General features: G+C 63.2%; 23 protein-coding genes. 8 read left to right on the top strand and 15 right to left on the bottom strand.

Annotation, left to right across the window (positions count from 1 at the left end):
• Window positions 1-17: 17 nt before the first annotated feature.
• The 7 genes from ccmE to LB513_RS03560 form a co-directional block, all read right to left on the bottom strand.
• The gene (gene ccmE, locus LB513_RS03590) at window positions 18-461 is read right to left on the bottom strand and encodes a cytochrome c maturation protein CcmE (RefSeq protein WP_224662092.1); all 444 of its coding nucleotides are present in this window, start codon (window positions 459-461) and stop codon (window positions 18-20) included.
• 8 nt (window positions 462-469) lie between these two features.
• A complete protein-coding gene (gene ccmI / locus LB513_RS03585) occupies window positions 470-1606 on the bottom strand; it encodes a c-type cytochrome biogenesis protein CcmI (protein WP_224662091.1) in 1137 nt (378 codons plus the stop codon).
• 124 nt (window positions 1607-1730) lie between these two features.
• Window positions 1731-2168: a hypothetical protein gene (locus tag LB513_RS03580; RefSeq protein ID WP_224662090.1), complete on the bottom strand. Its 438-nt coding sequence runs from the start codon at window positions 2166-2168 to the stop codon at window positions 1731-1733.
• A gap of 188 nt (window positions 2169-2356) precedes the next feature.
• Window positions 2357-3781: an ATP-binding protein gene (locus LB513_RS03575; protein ID WP_318011148.1), complete on the bottom strand. Its 1425-nt coding sequence runs from the start codon at window positions 3779-3781 to the stop codon at window positions 2357-2359.
• Window positions 3765-4430, bottom strand: coding sequence for a response regulator transcription factor (locus LB513_RS03570; RefSeq protein ID WP_224662089.1), 666 nt, complete (start codon window positions 4428-4430; stop codon window positions 3765-3767). Before LB513_RS03570 ends, LB513_RS03575 begins: the two co-directional genes overlap by 17 nt.
• Before the next feature lie 74 nt (window positions 4431-4504).
• On the bottom strand, window positions 4505-4807 hold the full coding sequence (locus LB513_RS03565; RefSeq protein ID WP_224662088.1) for a hypothetical protein: 303 nt from the start codon (window positions 4805-4807) through the stop codon (window positions 4505-4507).
• Between the two features lie 170 nt (window positions 4808-4977).
• The gene (locus LB513_RS03560) at window positions 4978-5385 is read right to left on the bottom strand and encodes a DUF3168 domain-containing protein (protein ID WP_224662087.1); all 408 of its coding nucleotides are present in this window, start codon (window positions 5383-5385) and stop codon (window positions 4978-4980) included.
• A gap of 298 nt (window positions 5386-5683) precedes the next feature.
• Here LB513_RS03560 and LB513_RS03555 point away from each other — a divergent pair, with 298 nt between their 5' ends.
• Together LB513_RS03555 and LB513_RS03550 are read left to right on the top strand one after the other, a co-directional pair.
• Entirely contained in the window at window positions 5684-6472 is a 789-nt protein-coding gene (locus LB513_RS03555; protein ID WP_224662086.1) for a 2-keto-4-pentenoate hydratase, read from the top strand.
• Between the two features lie 89 nt (window positions 6473-6561).
• Window positions 6562-7215: a suppressor of fused domain protein gene (locus LB513_RS03550; protein ID WP_224662085.1), complete on the top strand. Its 654-nt coding sequence runs from the start codon at window positions 6562-6564 to the stop codon at window positions 7213-7215.
• Window positions 7216-7245: 30 nt separating this feature from the next.
• Here the strand turns inward: LB513_RS03550 and LB513_RS03545 are convergent, their stop codons facing one another.
• The 5 genes from LB513_RS03545 to LB513_RS03525 all read right to left on the bottom strand — a co-directional run bounded on the left by LB513_RS03545 (window position 7246) and on the right by LB513_RS03525 (window position 12289).
• Window positions 7246-8046, bottom strand: coding sequence for an ABC transporter permease (locus tag LB513_RS03545; RefSeq protein ID WP_224662084.1), 801 nt, complete (start codon window positions 8044-8046; stop codon window positions 7246-7248).
• Complete coding sequence (locus LB513_RS03540; protein ID WP_224662083.1) at window positions 8046-8879, bottom strand: ABC transporter permease; 834 nt, start codon at window positions 8877-8879, stop codon at window positions 8046-8048. The genes LB513_RS03545 and LB513_RS03540 overlap by 1 nt, the downstream gene beginning before the upstream one ends.
• Window positions 8880-8902: 23 nt before the next feature.
• Window positions 8903-10018: an ABC transporter substrate-binding protein gene (locus tag LB513_RS03535; protein WP_224662082.1), complete on the bottom strand. Its 1116-nt coding sequence runs from the start codon at window positions 10016-10018 to the stop codon at window positions 8903-8905.
• Window positions 10019-10084: 66 nt separating this feature from the next.
• Window positions 10085-11179 carry an ABC transporter ATP-binding protein gene (locus tag LB513_RS03530; protein WP_224662081.1) on the bottom strand — a complete coding sequence of 365 codons (1095 nt, stop codon included), beginning with the start codon at window positions 11177-11179 and terminating at the stop codon, window positions 10085-10087.
• A 183-nt stretch (window positions 11180-11362) separates the two neighbouring features.
• Window positions 11363-12289 carry a LysR substrate-binding domain-containing protein gene (locus LB513_RS03525; protein ID WP_224662080.1) on the bottom strand — a complete coding sequence of 309 codons (927 nt, stop codon included), beginning with the start codon at window positions 12287-12289 and terminating at the stop codon, window positions 11363-11365.
• A gap of 84 nt (window positions 12290-12373) precedes the next feature.
• Between LB513_RS03525 and LB513_RS03520 the strand changes: the two genes are divergently transcribed.
• The 6 genes from LB513_RS03520 to LB513_RS03495 all read left to right on the top strand — a co-directional run bounded on the left by LB513_RS03520 (window position 12374) and on the right by LB513_RS03495 (window position 19942).
• Window positions 12374-13966: an amidohydrolase gene (locus LB513_RS03520; protein WP_224662079.1), complete on the top strand. Its 1593-nt coding sequence runs from the start codon at window positions 12374-12376 to the stop codon at window positions 13964-13966.
• A 30-nt stretch (window positions 13967-13996) separates the two neighbouring features.
• Window positions 13997-14929: a dimethylarginine dimethylaminohydrolase family protein gene (locus LB513_RS03515; RefSeq protein WP_224662078.1), complete on the top strand. Its 933-nt coding sequence runs from the start codon at window positions 13997-13999 to the stop codon at window positions 14927-14929.
• A 152-nt stretch (window positions 14930-15081) separates the two neighbouring features.
• A complete protein-coding gene (locus tag LB513_RS03510) occupies window positions 15082-17235 on the top strand; it encodes a transglycosylase domain-containing protein (protein ID WP_224662077.1) in 2154 nt (717 codons plus the stop codon).
• Between the two features lie 95 nt (window positions 17236-17330).
• Complete coding sequence (locus LB513_RS03505) at window positions 17331-17915, top strand: DUF1214 domain-containing protein (protein WP_224662076.1); 585 nt, start codon at window positions 17331-17333, stop codon at window positions 17913-17915.
• Window positions 17908-18477 carry a DUF1254 domain-containing protein gene (locus tag LB513_RS03500; RefSeq protein WP_224662075.1) on the top strand — a complete coding sequence of 190 codons (570 nt, stop codon included), beginning with the start codon at window positions 17908-17910 and terminating at the stop codon, window positions 18475-18477. Before LB513_RS03505 ends, LB513_RS03500 begins: the two co-directional genes overlap by 8 nt.
• A gap of 433 nt (window positions 18478-18910) precedes the next feature.
• Window positions 18911-19942 (top strand): hypothetical protein, encoded by a 1032-nt coding sequence (locus tag LB513_RS03495; protein ID WP_224662074.1) that lies wholly within the window; start codon window positions 18911-18913, stop codon window positions 19940-19942.
• On the opposite strand, the gene LB513_RS03490 is transcribed toward LB513_RS03495, so the two are convergent.
• The 3 genes from LB513_RS03490 to LB513_RS03480 form a co-directional block, all read right to left on the bottom strand.
• Complete coding sequence (locus tag LB513_RS03490; protein WP_224662073.1) at window positions 19920-20267, bottom strand: DUF1491 family protein; 348 nt, start codon at window positions 20265-20267, stop codon at window positions 19920-19922. The genes LB513_RS03495 and LB513_RS03490 overlap by 23 nt on opposite strands.
• Window positions 20268-20404: 137 nt before the next feature.
• On the bottom strand, window positions 20405-21202 hold the full coding sequence (locus LB513_RS03485) for a peptidoglycan-binding protein (protein WP_224662072.1): 798 nt from the start codon (window positions 21200-21202) through the stop codon (window positions 20405-20407).
• On the bottom strand, window positions 21177-22910 hold the full coding sequence (locus LB513_RS03480) for a PAS domain-containing sensor histidine kinase (RefSeq protein ID WP_224662071.1): 1734 nt from the start codon (window positions 22908-22910) through the stop codon (window positions 21177-21179). Before LB513_RS03480 ends, LB513_RS03485 begins: the two co-directional genes overlap by 26 nt.
• Window positions 22911-23084 lie beyond the last annotated feature (174 nt).

Below are 23084 nucleotides of genomic sequence, written 5' to 3'. Positions count from 1 at the left end.
TTGTGCTGAGGCCAGACCTATTCACTCTTGCTCTCCTGCCATACGCCCTTTTCCTTGAGGCCATCGGCCACTTCCTTGGGCATGTAGCGTTCGTCATGCTTGGCCAGCACGCTGTCGGCGACGAAAACGCCGTCGGGACCGAAAGTCCCTTCGGTGATCACTCCCTGCTCTTCGCGGAACAGGTCAGGCAGTATGCCGGTGTAGGTCACCTTGACGGATTTGTGGGTGTCGGTGACCGAAAATGCGACCGTCGCGCGCTGCCCGCGCTGGACCGTGCCCTTTTCGACAAGCCCACCCAGCCGAATCCGCTGCCCCGGCGCCACGCTGGCGGTGGTCAGGTCGGCCGGCATGTAGAAATAGGACGCCTTCTGGCCAAGCGCATAGAACGTCAACCCGGTGGCCGCGCCGAGGAACGCCAAGCCCCCGACGATGACCGACAGCCGTTTCTGCTTGCGTGTCATGTCCGGTTCTACTCCGTTGCCGTCAGGCCAAGCGAGGCGGCAAAGGCGGTGAATTTCCTGGCTTCTTCACTGCCGGTTCCAAAGACTGATATAGCGCGACCGAGCGCGTCGCGCGCCTGATCGGTCTTGCCCAGTACGACATAGGAACGAACGAGCCGCATCCACCCTTCCGGGTCACGCGGATTTTGTCGCAATTTTCCGTCCAGGCCGGCAACCATGGTTCCGATCATGGCTTGCCGGTCCGCAGGAGACATGGCGGAGGCCGCGTCGACCGCCGCGGCATCGGGTCCATTCGTGCCGCCTGCCGCGACTTCGGGGCTGGCCGCTTTAGCCAGCGCCTGCCCGACCGCGCTGCGCCAGGGTGAATCCGGCGGCAATCGAGCCAGCATCGCCTGCCATGCCGCCGCAGCCTCCTTGCCGCGGCCTTCCTGCGCGAGGGCAACGGCCAGATAGAAGCTGGCCTTTGCATTGGCCGGATCGAGCTTTAGCGCCGCCTCGAAGGCATCCTGGGCATCGGCCGAGACAATGCCCCCTGCCGCGCCGGCGATGGCCTCGCCAAGGCCCGCCTGGCGAACCGCGCTGTCGCCATCGAGGCGAATGGCGTTGCGATATGCGCCGGCCGCATCAGAAAAGCGCTGCATGCGCAGGTAGACGGGCGCCAGCACATCCCAGCCTCTGCCGACGGATGGATTGGCGGCAAGATGGGCTTCCGCCCGCGCCACCAGTTCGTCGACGGAACTGTCGGCCGGATTCTTGGCCAGCCGCTCGCTGAGCGGCTGCGACGGGAGGTCAGGCGAGCCAAGCTGACTATAGAGGCCCCAACTGACGAGCGGCACGATCAGCACAGCGGCTGTCGCCACCAGCCTTGCGACGGCCGGGGCCCTGCCAGGGCTGGCGTCGCCGGCCTGATCCGCGCTGTCCAGGCGCAGTATGCGGCGCGCGATCTCGGCGCGTGCCTCGGTCGCCTCCGCCGGCTTGATCAGGCCGCGAGCGCCGTCCCGGTCAAGCTCCGCCAACTGATCGCGATAGACCGCGAGATCATGATCACGGCTCGACAAAGCCAGCCTGCGACCCGTGGCCAGCGGCAACAGCACGGCCAGGCTGGCGCCCAGTGTGAGGAGTGCGGCTATGACCCAGAACAGCATGACTCTTCCAATAAAGGCAGAGCCCCGCCCTGCCAACACAAGCATCCTGCGACGCTTTGACGGCGGCTGCGCCGCACGTCCTTGATCGGCATCAATCGCCCAGGCGCAACCGGCCGGCTGGCTCTCAGGTCAGCGGCGTCCAGCTGCCGTCGGCGTTGCGGCAAGCTGTTCCGCGCGCCGTGACCCCTACCCCACCGTTGAACACCGTCTGAGTGTACTGGCGGCAATCTTGCGAACCGACACGGTAGGGCTGAGCGGGAACCACCTCGCCATAGCGCGACGCCTGAGCGCCCTTCCACGCAACCTTCTGGCCGCTTGTCGTGTATTCGAGCGCCTTGTACTCCGCCTCGAGCGCGCTGCGCTTCTCGGCGTCGCTGAGACCGTTGCCGATCGAGCCGCTTATGAGACCGCCGCCCATCGCGGAGATGATCGTCGTTGTGACCTTGCCGCCGGAGGGCGGCACGGAGGCGAGCGTTGGCGCCACACCCGGGCTCTTGCCACCCAAGGTCGTGCAACCGGATACGGCCAGCAGGGCGGCAACAAGGGCGACGCGAATCTTCATGCCAACAACCGGTTCTCTTGAGTTGGAGCCTGCCCTGGATGCGCCGGGGGTCGCGTCATCTAAGAGGTCGGCCAGGCCATAGTATTGATATTTGTCGGAAATTTGGCCGCTGGCGGCCGCGTCCAGGCCAAAAGGCAGGCCGGCCACCCCGGGGCGCGCCCAGCGCTTTCGATTGGGCTCGAAATACTTCACTGAAGGCTCCGCAATCGCACCACCGCCTTCAATCCGCCCATGTCGGACCGTTCAAGCGCCAGAACGCCTCCATACTCGTTGACGAGGTCGGCGACAATGGCCAGTCCAAGGCCCGACCCCGGCTTTGTCTCGTCCAAGCGCTTCCCGCGCTTCAGTGCCTCTCGAGCCTTGTCCTCGGGGATGCCCGGGCCGTCATCCTCAATGCCGATTTCGAACAGGCCGTCCTTGCCGGTCAAAGGCATAACCCATACCGAGACGGCGCTTCGTGCCCATTTCATCGCATTCTCGAGAAGATTGCCCAGCAATTCCTCAAGATCCTCGCGCTCGCCGGCGAAGACGATCTCGGTGGCCGGCAATTTAAGCGACAGGTCCGTGCGCGGATTGAGCTTTTGAAGGACCCGTATCATGCGCTGGACCAGCGGCGTCACCGGCGTGCGGTAGACGACGCTGTCGCGTTGCGCCGCGACACGGGCGCGCTGCAGGTAATGCTCGACCTGCTTCTGCATCGAGGCGGCCTGTTCGGCGATCAATTGTCCCTTGGCGCCGCCAAGTGCCCGGCCCTCGTTGAGCAGGACCGCCAGCGGCGTCTTCAGAGAATGGGCGAGATTGCCCACCTGGGTGCGCGAGCGCTCGACGATGCGTCTGTTGTTTTCGATCAAGGCGTTGGTCTCGTTCGCCAACGGTTCGATCTCGGCCGGGAAGTGGCCGTCAAGCCTCTGCGCGGTTCCCTCGCGCACCATCGCCAGGGCATTCCGGACCCTGCGCAAAGGCTGCAGGCCGAGCAGGATGGCGATCGCGTTGATGGCGATCATGCCGATGCCGAAAAGGCCGAGATAGGTCAGCAGGCGGCGCTGGAAACTGGCGACTTCCTGTTCCAGTTCGCTCTGATTGCCCATCACACGGAAACGGGCGGCGCGGTTCTTGGCGTCCAGGACGAATTCGCTCTCGAACACTTCCAACCGCTCGCCATCGATGCCTTCTGCCGCGTAACTGCGCTGGAAGCTGGCATTGAACGGCACGGCTGCAACGCTCGGTGAAGGAATGGTCTTCGTCATCGATGATGAATGGAGGTTGCCATGCACACCTTCCGAGGCCGGCTCGACCGCCCAATACCAGCCGGAAGCCGGCTCCGAGAACCGAAGGTCCCCGAGGTCGGGAGCGCCGGTGAGCGCGCCGCTGTCGGAAATTCCGATGGACCCGATCAGGTTGAACAGATGCGCCGAGAGCAGGCTGTCGAAGCCGCGTTCGCTGGCCTGGCGGTAGAGCGTCGTGATCAGGGTAAAGATGACTATAAGGGTAAGGATCGCCCAGACCGTCGAAAAGGCGATCACGCGAAACGTCAGCGAACGCGGCCACCAGCGCAGCGAAAGCGACGTCCTAGCGGAATGTCTGAGCGGTTCCGAGTTACGCCTCCGGCTCACGCATGCGGTAGCCCATGCCGCGCACGGTTTCGATCATGTCGATGCCCATCTTCTTGCGCAGCCGCCCGACAAACACTTCGATCGTGTTGGAATCGCGGTCGAAATCCTGATCGTAGAGATGTTCGACCAGTTCGGTCCGCGAGATGACCTCGCCCATGTGATGCATAAGATAGGCGAGCAGGCGAAATTCGTGCGAGGTCAGTTTCAGCGGCACACCGTCGACGTCGGCCTTCGACGCCTTGGTGTCGAGGCGCAACGGGCCGCAGGTCAGTTCGGACGACGCATGTCCGGCGGCGCGCCGGATCAAGGCCCTGACCCTCGCCAGGACCTCTTCGATATGAAACGGCTTGGTGACGTAGTCGTCGGCGCCGGCGTCGATGCCGGAGACCTTGTCGCTCCAACGGTCTCGCGCAGTCAGGATCAGCACCGGCATCTTGCGGCCGCCGCGACGCCAGCGCTCGACCACGCTGATGCCGTCCATCTGCGGCAGACCGATGTCGAGCACGACGGCGTCATAGGGCTCGGTATCGCCGAGGAAATGGCCTTCCTCGCCGTCGAAGGCACGATCGACGACATAGCCGGCATCGGCCAGCGCGTCCGCTATCTGCCGGTTGAGATCCTTGTCATCCTCGACGACGAGCACGCGCATGCGGAGATCGTTACCTGTTGAAGAGCTGGTTAGACAGTAGATGTGGGTCGGATATTGCCCTGCAAAATGGACGTTTAGTTTTGCGGCACGACGATCTCGGAACGTCGCGGACGCTGGCCGTCCTTGCCCGGCACCAGCACGACGATGACGCAGACGGGCTGGCCGCCGCGTGTCGACTGCGACGCCTTGGCGAGCGTTCCGCCATTCTGCTCGGCAACCTGCTGGCCGATCGCGTAGCAATCGGACGCGGCCAGTACGATAGGGCTGACTTGATCCGGCGCGGCTATCGGCATCGCCATTGCCTGCGATGACGCGAAAAGACCCGCGGCACAGAGCGCCAGCGTCGCGGTTCGGAATTGGCTGCCAAGCGTGTTCATGGCCGGCGTTGTAACGCGTCGGTGCTGAACGTGAAATGAACAGTGAACGCCGATAAAACCATGCCCGCTACCCCCTGAGACGCGAGACAACCTGCAGCCGATCCCGCCGCCCAGCCCGGTGAAACCGCGGATCTCAGTCTAGACCCAGTTTCACCCATGTTGAAGGCGCATCAGGCATTTTCCTGCGTCATCGCGCGAAAGCGCAGTAGCCCGTGATGCACCAACAGCTCTTCATCATAGCGAGCCTCGGAGAATTCAAGCACAAGACGTGTCTGTCCACGCGGCCCGATAACCAGCACGGCGTCGGCGAGGCGCGCCTTGATACGCTCCATGATGGCCTGTGTCTCCTTATCGCCTTGAGCCTTCGACCAGACATGCAAAGTGATGAGCTGGTCGGCGGAATCCTTGGCTCCGGGGTCCCAGTCGAAGGCCCTGGTCTGGCCGCAGGTCACATAGGGGAAAGCGACATTGTCGGCGGGCTGCTCAAGCAGGCCGGCCCCGCCCAGCAGTGCCGACAGCGATTTATCGCTTCTCAACCTCTGGAACAATGCCTGCTGCAAGTCGATGGACGCGGTCATCGTCATTCCTCGCTGTCGCGGCCCGCGATGTATCGCGGCCGCTACTCCACAATCAATCAACCCCGGCAAACCTAACCACAGAAGCGCGAAGTGCAAGCGCCAGGAACGCGAGATGATGGCAACGCATCCTTTAGATGGTGTTCAGCCTTGCCGCTCGCCATGGCATGGATGTGGACACCCGATTTCTGCTCCCCTATCGTTGCGGCAAGAGGAGCGGGCTGCATATGGCGGACCTTCTGTCCTGGCCAGTGGCCCGCACAGCGTTGGGCAGCGGCGTGTTCGTGTGTTCGGAGAAACGATGCTTGACCCAGAAAAAGCCAAAGCCGCGTCGCGCTTGCTGGTCGGCCATTGGGACAACGGCACCCGCCTCGATGCCATTCCCGAGGGCTTGCGGCCGCAAACCCGAACGGATGGTTACGCAATCCAGTCGGGTGTGACGGATCGTTCCTCAGCTCCGCTTTTCGGCTGGAAGATTGCGGCGACCAGCCTTGCCGGGCAAAGGCACATCAATGTCGACGGTCCGATGGCGGGGCGCCTGCTCGCCGAGAAATCGGTCGAGGTCGGGGGCACTGTTTCCCTCGCAACAAGCAGGATGCGCGTGGCCGAGATCGAATTCGGTTTCCGTTTCGGCCGGCGGCTGTCGCCTCGTGAAGCACCCTATGAAATCGCCGAGGTGATGGAGGCCGTGGCGACCTTGCACCCGGCGATCGAAATACCGGATTCGCGCTACGATGATTTCTGCGCCGTCGGCGCGCCGCAGCTGATAGCCGACAACGCTTGCGCGCATCTGTTTGTCATCGGCGAGGCCGCGAAGGACGACTGGCGCGCCGTCGATCTTGCAACACACGAGGTGGCGGGCTTCGTGTCCGGAAAGGCGCGGTATGACGGAACGGGGGCGGCAGCACTGGGCGACCCGCGAATTGCGCTGACATGGATCGTCAACGAACTATCGGGCCTCGGCATAGCGCTCCAGCCCGGACAGGTGGTGATAACAGGCACCTGCGTGACACCGATCGGCGTCGAGCCGGGTGACGAAGTCATCGGCGATTTGGGCAGATTTGGTCGCGTCTCGGTCCGGTTCATATAGGGCCCGAGGGCCACTTGCAGGCGCAATAGAGATCGGGAATAAAGTCTTCCTGCGGCCATTAGAGAGGTCCGGAGCTTAAGGGATCAATCATGGGTCTGGAAGATGTCTGGCGTATCCGGGAAGATGAAATCTATCCGTCCCTATTCGGCGGCGAGCAACGTGGCATCTTCACGCTTTCGCCCGAGTTGTTTTCAACAAAATTCGGCCTCAAGGAGATCGACCCGACGTGGCCATTCTACGGTGTGTTTGAGTTTGGGCCGACGCAACAAAGGCCATTCTGGCTCTATGCGACTTCAGGACACTCAAATCCGTGGGATCAGGAGGACGATGCATACGATCCAGGCGCACAGTCGGGAGCCGGGATCGAGTTTATCCTCGCCACCACCGAGCGTGGCGATTGGGCAATCCGTTGCCTGCAAAACCTGCTCGCTTACGACTTGCTTCTAAGTGCGGGGTATTTCGAAGGCCGCGAGCCGCTGGCCGAAGGCAATCGAATTCCACTCGGATCGCCGATCGACGGGAAGGAAAGCTCCCTGATCAGACACGTGATCCTTTCGCGTGCAAGCTCCCTTCCGTCCGATTTCAACTTGCCGTCCGGGCAGGTCATGTTCCTGACTTTTACCGGTGTCACAGAGCGTGAAGATGACTTCGCAAAGGAGAACGGCACCGACGCTCTCATCGATCGTCTACAGCCGCTTGGTTTCTTTCCAGTGACCGACTCGCACCGGGCATCGATCATCTAGCCGAGGGCTTCGCCACGGTGGCCTTCAATGTCATCCTCGTTGCCTGACGGCGATGCTCCGCACCGCCAGCACCAGGACGGTGATGATGATCAGGATCACCGACAGGGCGGCGATCGCGGGATCGATATTGTCGCGCAGGCCCATCCACATCAGGCGCGGCAGCGTGATTGCGTTAACCGAGGTGATGAACAGGGTGACGCCGATCTCTTCCCAGGACAGTACGAAGGAAAGCAGTGCCGCCGTGATGATGCCGAACTTGATGTTGGGCATGATGATGCGCGTGGCGCGCTGCCAGACCGAGGCGCCAAGGCCGCGCGCGGCAAGGTCGATGCGCCGGTCGAGTTGGCTCAGTGAGACCAGCATCAGCACCGTCGCAAATGGCACGGTCATCACCGAATGCGCCATGGCGACGCCAAGCCAGGTGTCGTAGCCGAACAGCGAGTTGACGCCGGAGATGGAGGTCAGCAGGAAGTAGAGCGTGATCGCCGAAACCACCGGCGGCACCACCATGGGCAGCAGGACGAAACCGACCAGAGCCGCGGTGAAGCGCGGCTGGAACATCCAGACGCCAAGGCTGAAGCACAGCGCAAGCAGCGTGGAGAAGACGCTGCTGACAATGCCAATGCGGATCGACAGAAGGATGGAGTCGATCCAGCGTGGGTCCTCGATCAGGGCGCGGTAGTGGCGAAGCGACAGTTCGCCAGAAGGCATTGCCAGCATGCGGCTCGGCGTCAGTGACACGGGGATGACGGCGAGCAGCGGCATCAGCAGGAAAAGCGCCACCAGGGCCGCAATGATAAGTGTGACGGGTCCAGGGCGATAGGTCGGCATCAGATCAACTGCCTGGGCCTGACGTAGCGGAACAGCAGCGCCATCAGCGCCCCGACGAACAGCACCAAAACGACGCTGATCGCCGCACCCAGGCCCCAGTCCGGGCTCTGGAAGATACGCAGATAGATCAGTTCGGCGACCATGACGCTGCGGCCGCCGCCCAGGATCGCCGGCGTGACGAAGAAGCCGAGGGAGAACACGAACACGATCATCGCGGCGCCGATGATGCCGGAGCGGGTCATGGGCACGAATACCGACCAGAAGGTGCGCATGCGGCTGGAGCCAAGTCCGCGCGCCGCAAGCAGCACGCGATCATCGAGCGCGCGCATGGCCGATGCCAGCGGGAAGACTGCAAAGGGAATAAGGAAATGCGTCATGCCGACGATGACGCCGAATTCGTTTCGCACCAGCGCCAGCGGCTCGGAGATGAACCCGACCGCCTGCAGCCAGCTGTTGATCAGGCCGCGGTTGGACAGCAGGGCCACCCAGCCGAAGGCGCGCGTCAGCACCGAGATCCAGAACGGAACGAGGATGCAGAATTCGGCGACGAGCCGTTGCGTCGGGGTTCCGCGCACCCAGACGACGGTGATGGCGTAGGCGGCGGCGACCGACACCAGCGTGACGATAGCGGCGATTCGTAGCGTGCGGATGAACACCGACTGCACAAGATCGTCGGTGAGCAGGGCTTCGTACTGGCCGACGCCAGGCGTCGGCAAGGTAAAACTCCATTTGACGACGCCGAGGAATGGCCAGGCATAGGCCAGCGCCAGAAACAGGAGCAGCGGCGCCATCAACAGCGCCGCGCCCATCCTGTCGGAAAGATAACCCTTCATCCCGGCCGATTATCCCAGCCTGATCAGGCGGAGATGATCTTGGTGTATTCGTCGAGAGCGGCGCCGTAGTTCTTGGCGTACCAATCCATGTCGAGGGCGATCTGCTTCTTCATGTTCTCCGGATCCACCGGATTGATGCGCCTCTTGTCGGCGGGGATCATGGCATCGGCGGCCGGATTTGCCGGCCCCTGCCCCAGCTTGTCGAACATGATCAGCTGCTTCTGCGGATCCTGCGCGCTGGCGATGAACTTCATGGCGGCGTCCTTGCCGCCGGGATTGCCCTTGAGCACGGCAAGAGCGCCGGGAGAGATCAGACCCTGGTCCCAGATGAACTTGATCTTGCCCCCGGAGTCCTGCTCGATCAGCGAGGCGCGCGTCGACCAGACGATCGCCATCGAGGCCTCGCCGTTGAGCAGCACGCTCTGGCTTTCGGCGCCGCCGCCCCAATAAGCGACGACGTTTTCCTTGAAGGCAGCGATCTTGTCATGTGCGCGCTTGAGGTCGAGCGGATAGAGCGAGGCCGGCGCTATGCCGTCCGCCAGCAGCGCCGCTTCCCAGCTTGATACGCCCCATTTGTAGAGCGAGCGCTTGCCCGGGAATTTCTTCACGTCGAAGAAGTCCGCCATGCCGGTCGGCGCATCCTTGCCGTATTTCTCGGAATCATAGGCGATGACGTAGGAGAAGAAATAGGTCGAGGCGGCGTGTTCCCAGCCGAAGCCGGGCCGCATCTTGGTCTTGTCGACGATCTTATAGTCGATCGGCTCGAGCATGCCCTGCTGGCCCAACGTAATGGCTGAGAACGGATCGACGTCGACCAGGTCCCAGGTCGGTGCCCCGCTCTTGGATTGCGCCGCTATCGCGCCTTCGGTCGGGCCTGAGCCGTCCATCTTGACGACGATGCCGGTCTCCTTAGTGAAGGCTTGGCCGTAGGCGGCGTCATAGGCTGTGATGGCATCACCACCCCAGTTCACCAGCACCAGTTCCTTGGCCGCTGCAAAGGCCTTTGTCGAGCGCAACAGCATTGGCGTACCCGCCAGCACCAAAGCCGCCATCTGTGCGAACTGCCGGCGTGAGATTTCACCGCGACCTGCCCTTCCGGACAAGGCCTCGATCGCTTGTTTCTTTGTATCGTTTGTCATGCAAGTTCCCCTTTTTTCATTGGTGATACGTCAAGGCGGTGCGACGATATCGCGTCACACCGTTCGTCATTGTCCTCCATCCGGAAGAAGGAATCCCTTTTCGGCCGGCCAGGTCAGCCAGACGGAATTGCCATTGCCCAGCGCGGCAGCGGCCACTTCATTCGGCACCGAGACGCTAACTCGGGCGCCTTGCTTTGTCGTCAGATCGAGACGCGTCGCGGTGCCGAGATAGGTCGAACCGGTGGCAGTGGCGGCGATGCCGTTCTCGCCCGGCGTCGCTTCGCTGGCGATCGACATGTATTCGGGCCGAATGGCCAGAATGGCATTGCCATCAATGCCTTCGGCGCTGCCACGCAAGCTGATGGCGCGATCCTCGCATAGGGCCGTAGCGCCATTGTCGGCGCTGCGCACGCCCTTCAATGGCAGCATGTTGATCTCGCCCAGGAATTCGGCGACGAAGCGATTGGCCGGGCGCTCATAGACCTCGTTCGGTGCGCCGACCTGGAGCAATTTGCCATGGTTGAAGATGGCGACCCGCGACGAGAGGGCCAGAGCCTCGCTCTGATCATGGGTAACAAACACGAAGGTGGTGCCCGTCGCCTGATGCAGCCGCTTCATTTCGGCTTGCATCTGGCCGCGCAGGCCCTTGTCGAGCGCCGAGAACGGCTCGTCCAGCAGCAAGACGCCCGGCTCGAATACCAGGGCGCGGGCAAGGGCGACGCGCTGCTGCTGGCCGCCGGAAAGCTGCGCCGGCAGTTTCTTGGCGTGGCCGACCAACCCGACGCGCTCGATCATCTCGCCGACGCGGCGCTTGATCTCGGCCGCCGATTGCTTGCGCACCTTGAGAGGGAAGGCGATGTTGGCTTCGACGCTCATATGCGGAAATAGGGCGTAACCCTGGAACACCATGCCGGCGGCGCGCTGCTCGGCGGGCCGATCGGTTATGTCTGTGCCGTCGCTGAACAGCCGGCCCTCGGTTGGCTGAACGAAGCCGGCCAGGATCATCAGGAAGGTCGTCTTGCCTGAACCCGAAGGCCCAAGGAGCGTCACGAATTCGCCCCGGCCGATATCGAGCGTCAGATTGTCCAGCGCACGGAAAGAGCCGAAACTCTTGCCGATCCCGATCGCCTTGATCTCTGCTGCCCGGCCGGGTTGCCGCATCCTGCCCTTTCCGGCGCATGACCCCGAAAACCGAATCCGATTTCGAAAGATCACGCGCGAAATCAAACCATACAGGCTCTTTATGCGTCAGCACGCATGGCGCCCGTAGCGTCGAGCGAAATCGTAGGGCAGCGTGCGGCCTCACCGCAACCGAATAGTTTTCGCTGGATCGGCAAATTCCATTCATCTGTCCGATCGGTGGCGTCCGTGATCAGCCATGCTCATGGCATTGCTCTCGGCGAGTTTCGAACGCAGCCATCCCGCAAAGGCATCGAGCACGGGATGCGTCGCCTTGGCGTGTTCGGACACCAGGAAGTAGGAGCGCGGCGACTTGATCGAGATGTCGAAGGGACGCACGAGCCTGCCTTCTGCCAGTGCCTTGCCGCTCGTCAGTTCGTCGCCCATGGCCATGCCCTGCCCGGCGATAGCGGCCGAGAAGACCAAATTCATATCGGAAAAGAAGATGCCGCCCTCTGGATCGGGATTTTCGACCCTCGATAGGGCCAGCCAGCGCGCCCAGTCCTCGGTGTCGCCCAGATGCAGGAGATTGGCGCGCAACACGTCGTCTGGCTTGGAAAATCCACCGACCTTGTTGAGCAGCGTTGGACTGCAGAGCGGCGTGAAAGAGATTTCACACAGGAGCTCGACCGCGCGGTTGGGCCAATTGCCGACGCCGAAAGCGATAAACGCATCGGCCTCAGCATTGCTGACATCGTCGAGACGCCGCGGCGTCAGAATGCGCAAAGCGACATCGGGATACATCTGGCGGAACTCGCCGATATGGGTGCACAGGAACAGCGAGGCGAAGCCGGGGGTGCAGCTGACGCTGAAGGAACCGCCGACGCCGGTGCCGGCATCCCGCGCCACCGCGTCGCCCAGCACCGTCAGAGCCTTGCGCACGTCGCTGGCATAGCGCTGGCCGCGCGGAGTCAGGGCAACCCCCTTGCCGATGCGCTCGAGCAGAGCGAAGCCGAGATCGCGTTCCAGCAGGCGAAGTTGGTGGCTGACGGCGCTGCGGGTCAGGTGAAGTTCGTCGGCGGCTCGCCACACGCTGCCGTGCCGGGCGAAGCTGTCGAGCGCGCGCAGCGCCTGTGTGGAAGGAATTCGCAAGAAGCCTCAGGTGAACCGAATTTGCATGAGCCGGGAAAACATATCACTTTTTGACGATGCGCTTCACTGCTTTCTTCTCGTGCAATGGAAAAACCGGCGACCACCTCGGCCCAGGCCACCGCGCTTGCCCATCTGGACGACATCCGATCGTCGCTGTCGGCATGGACGCGAACGATCTTCGATTTCGGCGAGACGGCCTGGCGCGAATATCAATCAGCAGCGTGGTATGTGAAGCTGCTGAAGCAGGAAGGCTTCTCGGTCGAGGAAGGTTCGGGCGGCATGCCGACCGCGTTCTGCGCGCATTGGAGCAACGGCGCGGGACCAACCATCGGCATGTACGCCGAATACGACGCCGTCCCCGGCAATTGCCAGGACGCCGCCACCGTCAGGAGTCCACGGCCTGGGCTCGGTGAGCATGCGGGCGGCCATACAGATCCGCATTCGGGGCTGGGGATTGCCAGCCTCGGCGGCCTGCTGGCGACCAAGGCGGCGATGCAGCATCACGGCATCGGTGGCACGTTGCGCTTCACCGGCGAGCCGGCGGAGAAGGTGCGCGGGTCCAAGCCCATTCATGCGGCAAAAGGCTATTATGACGGCCTTGCCGGCATGATCTCATTCCATCCCTTCTACATGCTGCCGCTTTGCAATACGGCGCGCTGGGACACGCATTGCGGCGCCGCCTACGCGATGATCTATCGCTTCATCTGCGACGAACCAGAAAACTGGATCCGCAAGGGCGATGGCGCGCCGATCCCGCAGGCGCATTCCGCGGTCAGGGCGCCCGGGGCGAACGATGCGCTGTCGATGATGTACATGGCCTCGAAGGCGCTGCGCGATTCGATGCTGCCCCACCAGGGCGGCTGGTCGATCAGCGAAGCGATCCTCACTGCCGGACAGGCGACCGCGGACAATCTGCCGGCGGGGCTGGCCGAGATCCAGTACATGATCCGCGTGCCGACGCTTGCGATGGCCGAGCAGGTCACCGCCATGCTAGACCGCAACGCCGAGGCCGCCGCCGCCATGAGCGGCTGCCGCTTCGAGCGGCACTGGGTATCGAAGTCGCGCCCGGGCCTGGCCAACCATGCCATGGCGGAAATGGCCTTCGAAGCGCTGTCAACGGTCGGACCGCCGCGCTGGGATGACGCGGCGAAAGCGGTGGCGCGCGAGATCCAAATTAATGCGGGCGGGACCGCGACGGACGAGCCTTTCATCGACGAGATTGAGCGGCTGATCGCGCCTCGGGACGCCGAGGCGATCCTGCGCCGCGACCTGCCCCCTTCGCAGGTCAATTCGACTTCCGACGATTATACCGACATGTCCTGGCACACGCCGACGGCACGGTTCTATGTCGCCCGCCCTGCCCTGCGCGCCTCGGGTGGGCACGCGTGGCCGTCCTGGGTGATGAATGCGCTCGGCGGCATTTCCGCCACGATCGACCCGATGGTCGATTGTGCCTCGAGGACAATCGCGCTCACCGCGTTGCGGTTGCTGGAAGACAAAGCGGCGCGCGAGACGGCGATGGAAGAATTCGTCGAGCGCACCGGCGGCGGCATTGGCGGATCGAACTGGATCGCGCCGCTATGCGACTACGAAGCGCCGATCCATTTCCGCTGGCCCGAATATGTCACCACCGCGCGTGGACGCGACTGGTGGATACCGAAGACCCATACCGCATGAGCCTGATCCGAGATCACGAGGAGAGAACCGATGACCGTGCATGACCGCATCGTTGCAGAGCCGTTTTCGCTCCAGCGTCGCAACCCGGCCGGCGGCACCAAACCGCTGACCGCCTGGGGCTTTGCCAATGAAACCGATGTGCTGACCGACGTGTTGCTCGGCTCGCCCAATTTCCTGCGCCATCTGTCGACCAGTTCGCTGTCGCGCAAGCATCTGCGCGAGGCGCCCTGCAACGTCCAGATCGCGCAGGCGCAACACAAGGATTTGGTCGCCGCCTACGAGCATTTCGGTGTCAAGATCCATTGGCACGAGCCAACGCCGGAACTGCCGATGCAGGTCTATTCCCGCGATTCCAGCGTCATGACGCCCTACGGCGCGTTCATCACCGCCATGGCCAACTGGTGGCGGCGCGGTGAGAACTACGCGGCGATCCGCACCTATGAGAAGCTCGGCATTCCGATCTACGACATGGTCACCGCCGGCACGTTCGAGGGCGGTGACTTCAATGTCATCGAGGAAGGCGTGGTGCTGATCGGCTGCGGCGGTGCCCGCACGCAGGAAGAAGGCGCCCGCCAGGTGCAGGCCTGGTTCGACAAGGAAGGCTGGGAAACGCGCCTCGCCTTCATCGACGAATATTATGTCCATATCGACCTGATGGTGGTGCCAATCGCCGAAAAGCTCACCGCCGTCTGTCTCGCCTGCACGGAGCCGGGCATCGTCGACTGGCTGAAGGGCAAGGGCCACGAGATCATCGACGTGCCCTTCCAGGACACGATGGCGCTCGGCTGCAACTTCATGTCGCTCGGAAAGGACCGGGTTATCGCGCCGACCTCCAGCCAGACCCTGATCGGCCAGCTTAAGGCGCGCGGCTTCGAAGTGGCGGCCGTCGACATGAGCGAGATCTCGAAGACCGGCGGCGGCATCCACTGCATGGCGCAGGCGCTGAGGCGCGAGCCGGCTTAAGGCCCCCCTCCCTCGGCAACAAAGCCTGGGGCTGTGTCCTTGCCGCCCTTGTGAGCATTGAAAAAATGGAGGAGAAGTCTCCGGCGGCGCATCGCCCTGAAATTGCCGGTTTGCGGTTCTCAGGTTGTCTGATCGCCTAGCCGGATTTCCGAATGGTCAGTCCTGAACCGCGCAAGAGAAGAGGTCCGATCGCCGCCTGGGCGCTGGCGCTCGACGCTTGGATCGATTCTTCGCTATACGAGATCGGATTCAGGGCGCGCCAGTTCTGGGAAGCCGCGACAATCTTCTTTCGGCGCTTCCGCGTCACCGGCTGGCGCCGCGCCATCATCGAAGTGCTGAGCGAAGGGTTTACACTGGGCGCCGGCGGCGTCGTGGTGATGCTGGCGCTGGCCATCCCCGCTTTCCAGGACACGATGGGGGACTGGCGGGCCCAGGGCGATTTCGCCGTCACCTTCCTCGACCGCTACGGCAATGAAATAGGCCAGCGCGGCATCATCCAGCGCGACTCCGTACCGGTCGACGAGATGCCAGACCAGGTCATCAAGGCGGTGCTCGCCACCGAGGATCGCCGCTTCTTCGATCACTACGGCATCGACGTGCTGGGACTGTCGCGCGCGATCTTCGAGAATGTTCGGGCCAATTCCGTGGTCCAGGGCGGGTCGAGCATCACCCAGCAGCTGGCGAAGAACCTGTTCCTCACCAATGAGCGCACTTTCGAGCGCAAGATCAAGGAAGCCTTCCTGTCGCTATGGCTCGAAGCCAACCTGTCGAAGAAGGAAATCCTGCAGCTCTATCTCGACCGCGCCTATATGGGCGGCGGGACATTCGGCATTGAGGCGGCCGCCGATTTCTATTTCGGCAAGAGCGTCAAGGACCTGAACCTCGCTGAGGCGGCGATGCTGGCCGGGCTGTTCAAGGCGCCGACCAAATATGCGCCGCATATTAATCTGCCGGCCGCGCGCGCGCGCGCCAATGTGGTGTTGTCCAATCTTGTCGATGCCGGCTTCATGACCGAGGGCCAGGTGCTTCAGGCGCGGCTGCATCCGGCCGACGTCGTTGATCGCGGCGAACAGAAAAGCCCGGACTATTACCTCGACTGGGCGTTCGACGAGGTCAAGAAGATCGCCAAGCCGGGCCAGCACTCGCTGGTTGCCCACACCACCTTTGACCCCAACATCCAGAAGGCCGCGGAAGAATCCGTCGAATTCCACCTGCGCCAGTTCGGCAAGGAGTACCGCGTCACCGAAGGCGCCGTTGTCGTGATCGAAACCAACGGCGCAGTGCGCGCCATCGTCGGGGGGCGCGACTATGGCGCCAGCCAGTTCAACCGCGCCACCAAGGCGATCCGCCAGACGGGTTCGTCCTTCAAGCCCTATGTCTATGCGACGGCGATGGAGCATGGTTTCAAGCCCACCTCCGTGATCTCCGGCGGGCCGATCAGCTGGGGCAACTGGTCACCCCATAATTATTCGGGCGAGTCGGCCGGCAACATCACGCTGATCATGGCGATGGCCAAGTCGATCAACACCGTGCCGGTGCGGCTCGCCAAGGATCACCTCGGCATCGGGCCGATCAAGGCGCTGGCGGAATCGTTCGGCGTGGAAACGCCGCTCGAGGGGCACAAAACGATGGTGCTGGGCACAGCCGGGATGACAGTGATGGACCAGGCGACAGGCTACAGCGTGTTCGCCCAGGACGGCTTCGTCGGTTCACGCCACGGCATCACCCAGCTCGTCACTCGCACCGGCGAGGTGGTCTACGACTTCGCCAAGGATGCGCCGCCGCCGCACCGCGTCCTGTCCGAGCAGGCGCTCAAATCCATGAACACCATGTTGGCGGCGGTGCCGGTGATGGGGACAGGCCGGCGGGCACAGATCCCCGACATCGTCGTCGCCGGCAAAACTGGCACGACGCAATCCTACCGTGACGCATGGTTTGTCGGCTTCACCGGCAACTATACGGCGGCGGTGTGGCTCGGCAATGACGACTTCACGCCGACCAAGAACATGACGGGCGGGACGCTGCCGGCCATGGTGTGGCAGCGTCTGATGGTCTACGCGCACCAGAACATCGACCTCAAGCCCATCCCCGGCATCGAAAAGCCCTTCGTCGACGAACAGATCGCGGCAAAGGCCGAGGAGGCGCAAAAGAGGACCGAGGAACAGGCGGCTGCGGATGCGGCTGCCCAACGGCCGCCGGTGCTGTCCAGCCGGACGACGGCGATCTTGAGAGAGATGACCAGGCTGTTCCAGTCGGCGCCCCCGCTCGTATCTCCGCCGCCCCCGGAGACGCTGTCGGCGCTTTAGCGCCGGCCGGGACAAGCAATTCATACGGGTCCGCTTGCCACAAGGGCCCCCGCCGCGATATCCCCGGGCGGCAAATTTCCTCGTGCCGGCCCTTCATGCTCAAGAACGCCTTCCTGACGCTGCTCACGCTTGTCATAGCCATCGGCGGTGGTGGCGGCAGCGTCTGGTATGCGCTGAAAGTCCAGGATGGCGTCGGCGCCATCCGGATCGGCCAGTGGACGGCCTTTCCCGACATCGGCACATCGTCCGCCGACCCCTATTCGAAAGCGCGGGTAGCGCGCGAGGGCGTGCTCGCGCTCGGCCGCGCGGAAGGATTGTCCTTCGTGGCAGAGCGCGACGAGGGCGGCGCCGAGCTGCGGCGCGAATGCACCTACAGGATCGAGGGCGGATTCCCAACCGCACGGTTCTGGACGCTTTACGCCGCCGACCAATCGCTCGGCGTGGTCGAAACCGGCAAGCCCAGGCTGGCCGCGTTGCAGTCCTATGGGGTGGTGCGCCAAGCCGATAATACGGTGGTCATCTCCGCCAGCCGTCACCCGATGCCGGGCAACTGGCTGCTGACGGACGGTGCCGGCAGGATGTATTTCGTGCTGACTTTCTACGATACGCCTATCGCCAGCAGCACAGGCCTGTCGGACGTTTCGCTGCCCAGCATCATCAAGGCCGGTTGCGATGCGTAGGCTTTACCCGGCCATGCGCGGGCTGCTGCATGCCGTCCTGCTCGGGCTGCTCGGCGCCGGAATCGTGCACATCGCCGTGCTGCTGCTGGTGCCGCAATTTTCCGAACGTGATGCGTGGTCGCGGCTGTCGATGGCCTCAGACCTCTACAGGATGACGCGGCTCGATGCCGAGGCCGGAGGGGCGCCCGTGGTGAAATCCGTCGACCCGCTGTTTTATGCCACGGCCTGCCGGTTCGACCTCGGCGAGGGGATGGTCCGCGTCAAGGCGCCGGGACACGTCCCCTTCTGGTCGGTGTCGGTCTATGACCGCAACGGCCACAACATCTACTCGTTCAACGACCACACGGCGACGACGGGCGTGCTGGACGCCGTCGTGCTGACGCCGGCTCAGATGATCGACGTGCGCAAGGAGCTTCCCGAGGACCTTCAGGGCGCGATCTTTGTCGAAGCGCCGATCGAAGAAGGCATCTTCGTCATCCGCGCTTTCGTACCCGATGACAGCTGGAAGCCGATCGTATCGCGCTTTTTCGAGCAAAGCTCCTGCGCGCTGCAGGACTTCTAGCCAGCCGCCCTGCGCGCCGGTCCGCGAATGCCGGGCTCAGTGATGCGGAACAGGCTTAGTCCGGGGCGAGCCCGGCTTGTCAGGATCAGCCGGCCGCCTGTCATCGGCCTGGCACCGCTCGTAGCGGATACCGGGAAAGATGATCACAGCCGCCGGAATCTCGGCGGTTTGCTTTGTGCGATTGCTTGGTGCCGCCCGCGGCACGAAAGACAATACCATACCCATGATTCGCGCATTCCTCTCGGTTTGACCGGAGCACAACGCAACGCCTCCAATATCATTAAGGACGGCAGAGGGTTAACGGAGCGCTAACGGATCGTCGCTAACTTGATCTTTGTTCCCAGGCCGAAAAGTTTCGGCCGGGCCGTCGCGAAGCAGGGACGGTCCCGGTCAAGCGTGGTCAGGGTTGTGTCGAGTATCGGGCGTATCCTTCGTGTCATCTTCCGACTTCAGGCAAATCGCGGTGCGAACCGACTCTGGAAAGGCTGAAAGGCTGTTCCGCGCAGCGGTGTCGGCCTTCTGTTCGCTCACTCGGCCGTCACGCCGCGAGATCGGCCAGCTTGAAGACCTGACACTGCCGCTGTTCGACGCCGTATCCGTCGAATCACGGCGCTACGTCGCTGCCGCGCTTTCGGAATGTGAATATGCGCCCGCCGCGCTGGTGCGCAGGCTTTGCGAAGAACCCGTCGATATCGCCGCGCCCTTGCTCATCCGCTCTCGCGCCGTCAGCGACATCGATCTCATCGCACTGATCGGGCGGCATGGCTTGCCCCATGCGCGCGCCATTGCGCGCCGCAAGGATTTGAACCCGACCATCGCTCATTTGGTCAGGGCGCTGGAAAAGCCGCATCTCGCGCGGGCACCGGATTCGAACATGAACGCCACCGCAGTTGAGACGACCGCGCCGATGAGCACGCAAACGACATTCAACGTCTCCGAGACACAGCATGAGCCCGGCGCTGGGGCCGAGAATGCACGACGCAGGCTGCGGTCGATGATGCGGGCAGAATGCGAGGCAACCAGCACCACTACCTTTGTCGCCGCCGATGCCTTTGTCAAATTGCGTGAGACCGCGCTCACCGGGAATGCGGCCTTCTTCCAGACGGCGCTGGCCGACGCGCTCGACATCGATTTCTCGGTCGCCCAATCGCTTACCGCCAATCGGAACTATGCTTCGCTGCTTGCCGCGTTGCGCGCGCTCGACCTGAGCGAAGACCGGGCATTCCTGATCACGGCTGCCATCTATCCCGGGCAGTTCCCGCATCCACAAGCCATCCGCGCCTTCCTCGACCGCTATCGCCTGCTGCATCGCGAGGCGGCCAAGGACAAGGTGCGGCTCTGGAAAGCGGAAACCCTTTCGAGGGCAATTCGCAGCGCCAAGCCCGCCAACGGCGTCACACACGCGGCATCGAACAGCGATGACCCGATGGCGTCTTCCGGCCTCAGGGTGTCTTCACGGAAATAAGATCTTCGACAGGGACGGCGCCGGCCTCGATCTCAACCACCCATATGTCGGAATCGAACTTCTTTTCCCTCTCCAGCCGCGCGTCCAGCGCGGCGGGATCGTTGCCGGCGCCGAGCAGGCTGAAGAAGCGATCATCGGGTTTCGCCGAATCATAGCTCGTCTGCGGTGCCGGGCCGAACAGGGAGATTTGTCCTGACCTGGATCGCGCCAGCACGAACACGGCGCCGGCTTCCGTCGCACCGCGTTTGACCACGGCGGCAAACCCACCGGCGCTGAAAACCCGGCGCAACAGGGCCGAGACCCACAGATCGGAGGTAACGCGCATCGAGGGAACTCCGGAAAACCTTCGGGTTCTCTAGCCGGATTTCGGCCGCTCGGCGAGCATCGTTCCAGCCTGTTGGCGCAATTCACCGCTTCACGGGAACGGCGAACGCTCCAACAGTTTGCTTGATGCGGATTGCTCTAATTGGTCAGGCCGATCTCGCGCATCTTGACGTAGACGATTTCGTCGGGCTCGCCGGTCTGCGGCAGTCCGAACAAGGACTGGAACTCCTTGATAGCCGCCTTGGTGCGCGCGCCGACGACGCCGTCCAACCGCATATCCTCATTGCCAAACGCCTTCAGCCCCGCCTGGATCTTGACGATGCGCGGATCAGGCCCCTGCGTCGGGGCATCGGTTTGGGCCGAAGCAGTCTGCCCGGAAGTGGTCTGCAGGGACACCGGGAGAGCGGCGCTCGCATCCGGACGTGGTTGCGGCCTGGGCACGACGGACGCGGTTTTCGGTATTGCGCCCAGTTGATCCAGCAATAGGGCGTCGATCTCGCCGGAGGCGTTGATCCCCACCTTCTGCTGATACGCCTGGATGGCCTTGCGCGTGTTAGGTCCGGAAATGCCGTCGACCGTTCCGGAATAGAAATCCAGGTCCTTCAATATGCCTTGCACCTGCTCGACCACCGGGTCGCCCTTGATGGGAGCGGGGGCTCCGGCTGGGCGCACGATGTTGAACGTCGTCTCCGGTTCCTCCGCCGCGGCGTGCGGAAAGCCTTCCATGGTCCGCGTCGCGAAGAACGCGCCGGCATGCGGGAAGGGCTGATACCACAGCGCGTTCGCCGACACGTAGAACAGCGTCACCAGGAATGCCGTCGACCCGCCCACCAGGACAGGATTGCGCGAAATCATGCCGCCGACGGCGACTGCACCACCCTGAAATGGATTGCTCCGGCGCTTGACCTTCTTAGGCTGTTTTGCGGAGCGAGCCATTTCTGTCCCCTTTCCCCATGGCCACCGGCATCGTCAGCACCCCGCCATTGTCCGCAGAGCGTCCCTTCGGTCCGTTCACCGGCAGGCTGATGGTCACCGTGGTGCCCTCGCCCGGCATGCTTTCGATGGACATCGTGCCGTCGTGCAGCGCGACGAGGCCTTTCACCAGGGAAAGCCCCAGACCGGTTCCCTCGAATTTGCGGGTGTAGTCATTCTGGATCTGCGTGAACGGCTTGCCCAGATTGGCGAAATCTTCCTCGGCAATGCCGATGCCGGTGTCCTCGACCCAGAAATGCAGACGCGAGCCGATCCGCTTGGCGCCAATGACGACCTGGCCACCGTCCGGCGTGAACTTGATCGCATTTGACAGCAGGTTGATGAGCATCTGCTGCACGGCTCGCCGGTCGGCGTTGATTTCGCCCGCGTCCGGGGCGATCAGCGCCTTCAGTTCGATGTTCTTCGCCTGCGCCTGCAGCCGCATGATCGACTGGCACATATCGACCGCCTCGGAGAAGCGGAAGGGCTCAGGCTCGGTCGCATAGACGCCTGATTCGATCCTGGACACGTCCAAGATCGAAGTCACGACGGCAAGCAGATGATGCCCCGAATCCCGTACCAAGCCGACATACTCCTTCTGGCGCGGATCCTTGAAGCCCCCGAACATCTCATGCAGCAACATGTCCGAGAAGCCGATAATGGCATTTAGCGGTGTGCGCAGCTCGTGGCTCACCACTGCCAGGAAGCGCCCTTTGGCCACTTCGGCGGACGCAGCCGCTTCTTTGGCCTTGGCAAGGTCCTCGCGCAGCCCGGCAATTTCGTCATTCTCGCGCAGCAGGAGTGTGAAGGCTTCGGTCTCGCCTTCAGCGCGAAGCATCTCGAGCGAGAACGGGCGATAATTGTCAGCCGTCACGCCATTACCGTTCTGGGGCAGCCTGACGCGCAGCTCGAGCCGGCGCGAGAGCGCGCCGTCACGTATGTCCGCCAATGCGCTGAGATAGGAGACCCGGTCCGCGAGATGGACGCGGTCGAAGAGGCCGTTTCCACAAAGCAGTTCCGGAGGCAACTTCAGGATCGCGCGAGCCTTGGCGGAAGCGTCGAGCACCTCCCCATGACGGGCGACCCGCATGACGACCGCATCGATGATGTCCTCCAGCCGCACGGACATATCCGTCGGATTGGCCGCACCGTCATGATCGCGAAATGCCGAAATGCGCGGCATCGACGTCAATGCCCAGGCCAGTGGCACGAGCCAATGCCATGCGGCGATCTGCACCCCTGCAGCCGGCAACATGGGTCCGGCCAAGGTCTGGACCAGGATGGCGGCAACGGCGGCCAAACCACCCCAGAGCGCGGCGCGCCGCGAAGCGCCGATCCACCAGGCTTCGAATGGCAGCGCCAGGGCGAGCATTGCGACAGGTGAATTCGGGCCGCCCGCGACGGCGATGAGGCAGCCCAGGGCAATGGCCGCCACCGCAAGCGCCACTCGACCGGCGATCGCCATCTTGCCGGTCGCGGCCACCAGCAAGGCGATGAACCAGCACAGACCAAAGGTCGCGAAGATCGCGGCCATGGTGACCGCGGCGCCCATGCCCGAGGTGACAAGCGTGACGGCGGCGCCCGCGGCAAAGAAGGGAGCGGCCAGCATCACACCGATGAAACGGCCCTGACCCTCGCGCTCGCTCCGGCCGAGTATGGATGGGTGGACCATACGTTCGCAACCGGCGGCCATCGCGCCGGGCAACTCAACGTATCTGGCCTTGATCGAACTCAACTCAACGCACTCGCACTCGTCGGGACAGCTCTGCTTTGCAGATCATTCTGGTTAACCCTGAAACTCGCATCCAGCGTTTAAGGAATGGATAAGGCAGGGCCGACCAAGGCC

Source organism: Mesorhizobium sp. ES1-1 (assembly GCF_020164785.1).
In the GTDB taxonomy this organism is placed as follows: Bacteria; Pseudomonadota; Alphaproteobacteria; order Rhizobiales; family Rhizobiaceae; genus Mesorhizobium.
Note: the sequence above shows the minus strand (reverse complement) of the source record. Positions and strands in the feature narration are given on the sequence as shown.

Coding starts and splice junctions, on each gene's coding strand:
- ccmE (WP_224662092.1), bottom strand. CDS start 461: ATGACACGCAAGCAGAAACGGCTGTCGGTCATCGTCGGGGGCTTGGCG.
- ccmI (WP_224662091.1), bottom strand. CDS start 1,606: ATGCTGTTCTGGGTCATAGCCGCACTCCTCACACTGGGCGCCAGCCTG.
- LB513_RS03580 (WP_224662090.1), bottom strand. CDS start 2,168: ATGAAGATTCGCGTCGCCCTTGTTGCCGCCCTGCTGGCCGTATCCGGT.
- LB513_RS03570 (WP_224662089.1), bottom strand. CDS start 4,430: ATGCGCGTGCTCGTCGTCGAGGATGACAAGGATCTCAACCGGCAGATA.
- LB513_RS03565 (WP_224662088.1), bottom strand. CDS start 4,807: ATGAACACGCTTGGCAGCCAATTCCGAACCGCGACGCTGGCGCTCTGT.
- LB513_RS03560 (WP_224662087.1), bottom strand. CDS start 5,385: ATGACCGCGTCCATCGACTTGCAGCAGGCATTGTTCCAGAGGTTGAGA.
- LB513_RS03555 (WP_224662086.1), top strand. CDS start 5,684: ATGCTTGACCCAGAAAAAGCCAAAGCCGCGTCGCGCTTGCTGGTCGGC.
- LB513_RS03550 (WP_224662085.1), top strand. CDS start 6,562: ATGGGTCTGGAAGATGTCTGGCGTATCCGGGAAGATGAAATCTATCCG.
- LB513_RS03545 (WP_224662084.1), bottom strand. CDS start 8,046: ATGCCGACCTATCGCCCTGGACCCGTCACACTTATCATTGCGGCCCTG.
- LB513_RS03540 (WP_224662083.1), bottom strand. CDS start 8,879: ATGAAGGGTTATCTTTCCGACAGGATGGGCGCGGCGCTGTTGATGGCG.
- LB513_RS03535 (WP_224662082.1), bottom strand. CDS start 10,018: ATGACAAACGATACAAAGAAACAAGCGATCGAGGCCTTGTCCGGAAGG.
- LB513_RS03530 (WP_224662081.1), bottom strand. CDS start 11,179: ATGCGGCAACCCGGCCGGGCAGCAGAGATCAAGGCGATCGGGATCGGC.
- LB513_RS03520 (WP_224662079.1), top strand. CDS start 12,374: ATGGAAAAACCGGCGACCACCTCGGCCCAGGCCACCGCGCTTGCCCAT.
- LB513_RS03515 (WP_224662078.1), top strand. CDS start 13,997: ATGACCGTGCATGACCGCATCGTTGCAGAGCCGTTTTCGCTCCAGCGT.
- LB513_RS03510 (WP_224662077.1), top strand. CDS start 15,082: ATGGTCAGTCCTGAACCGCGCAAGAGAAGAGGTCCGATCGCCGCCTGG.
- LB513_RS03505 (WP_224662076.1), top strand. CDS start 17,331: ATGCTCAAGAACGCCTTCCTGACGCTGCTCACGCTTGTCATAGCCATC.
- LB513_RS03500 (WP_224662075.1), top strand. CDS start 17,908: ATGCGTAGGCTTTACCCGGCCATGCGCGGGCTGCTGCATGCCGTCCTG.
- LB513_RS03490 (WP_224662073.1), bottom strand. CDS start 20,267: ATGCGCGTTACCTCCGATCTGTGGGTCTCGGCCCTGTTGCGCCGGGTT.
- LB513_RS03485 (WP_224662072.1), bottom strand. CDS start 21,202: ATGGCTCGCTCCGCAAAACAGCCTAAGAAGGTCAAGCGCCGGAGCAAT.
- LB513_RS03480 (WP_224662071.1), bottom strand. CDS start 22,910: ATGGTCCACCCATCCATACTCGGCCGGAGCGAGCGCGAGGGTCAGGGC.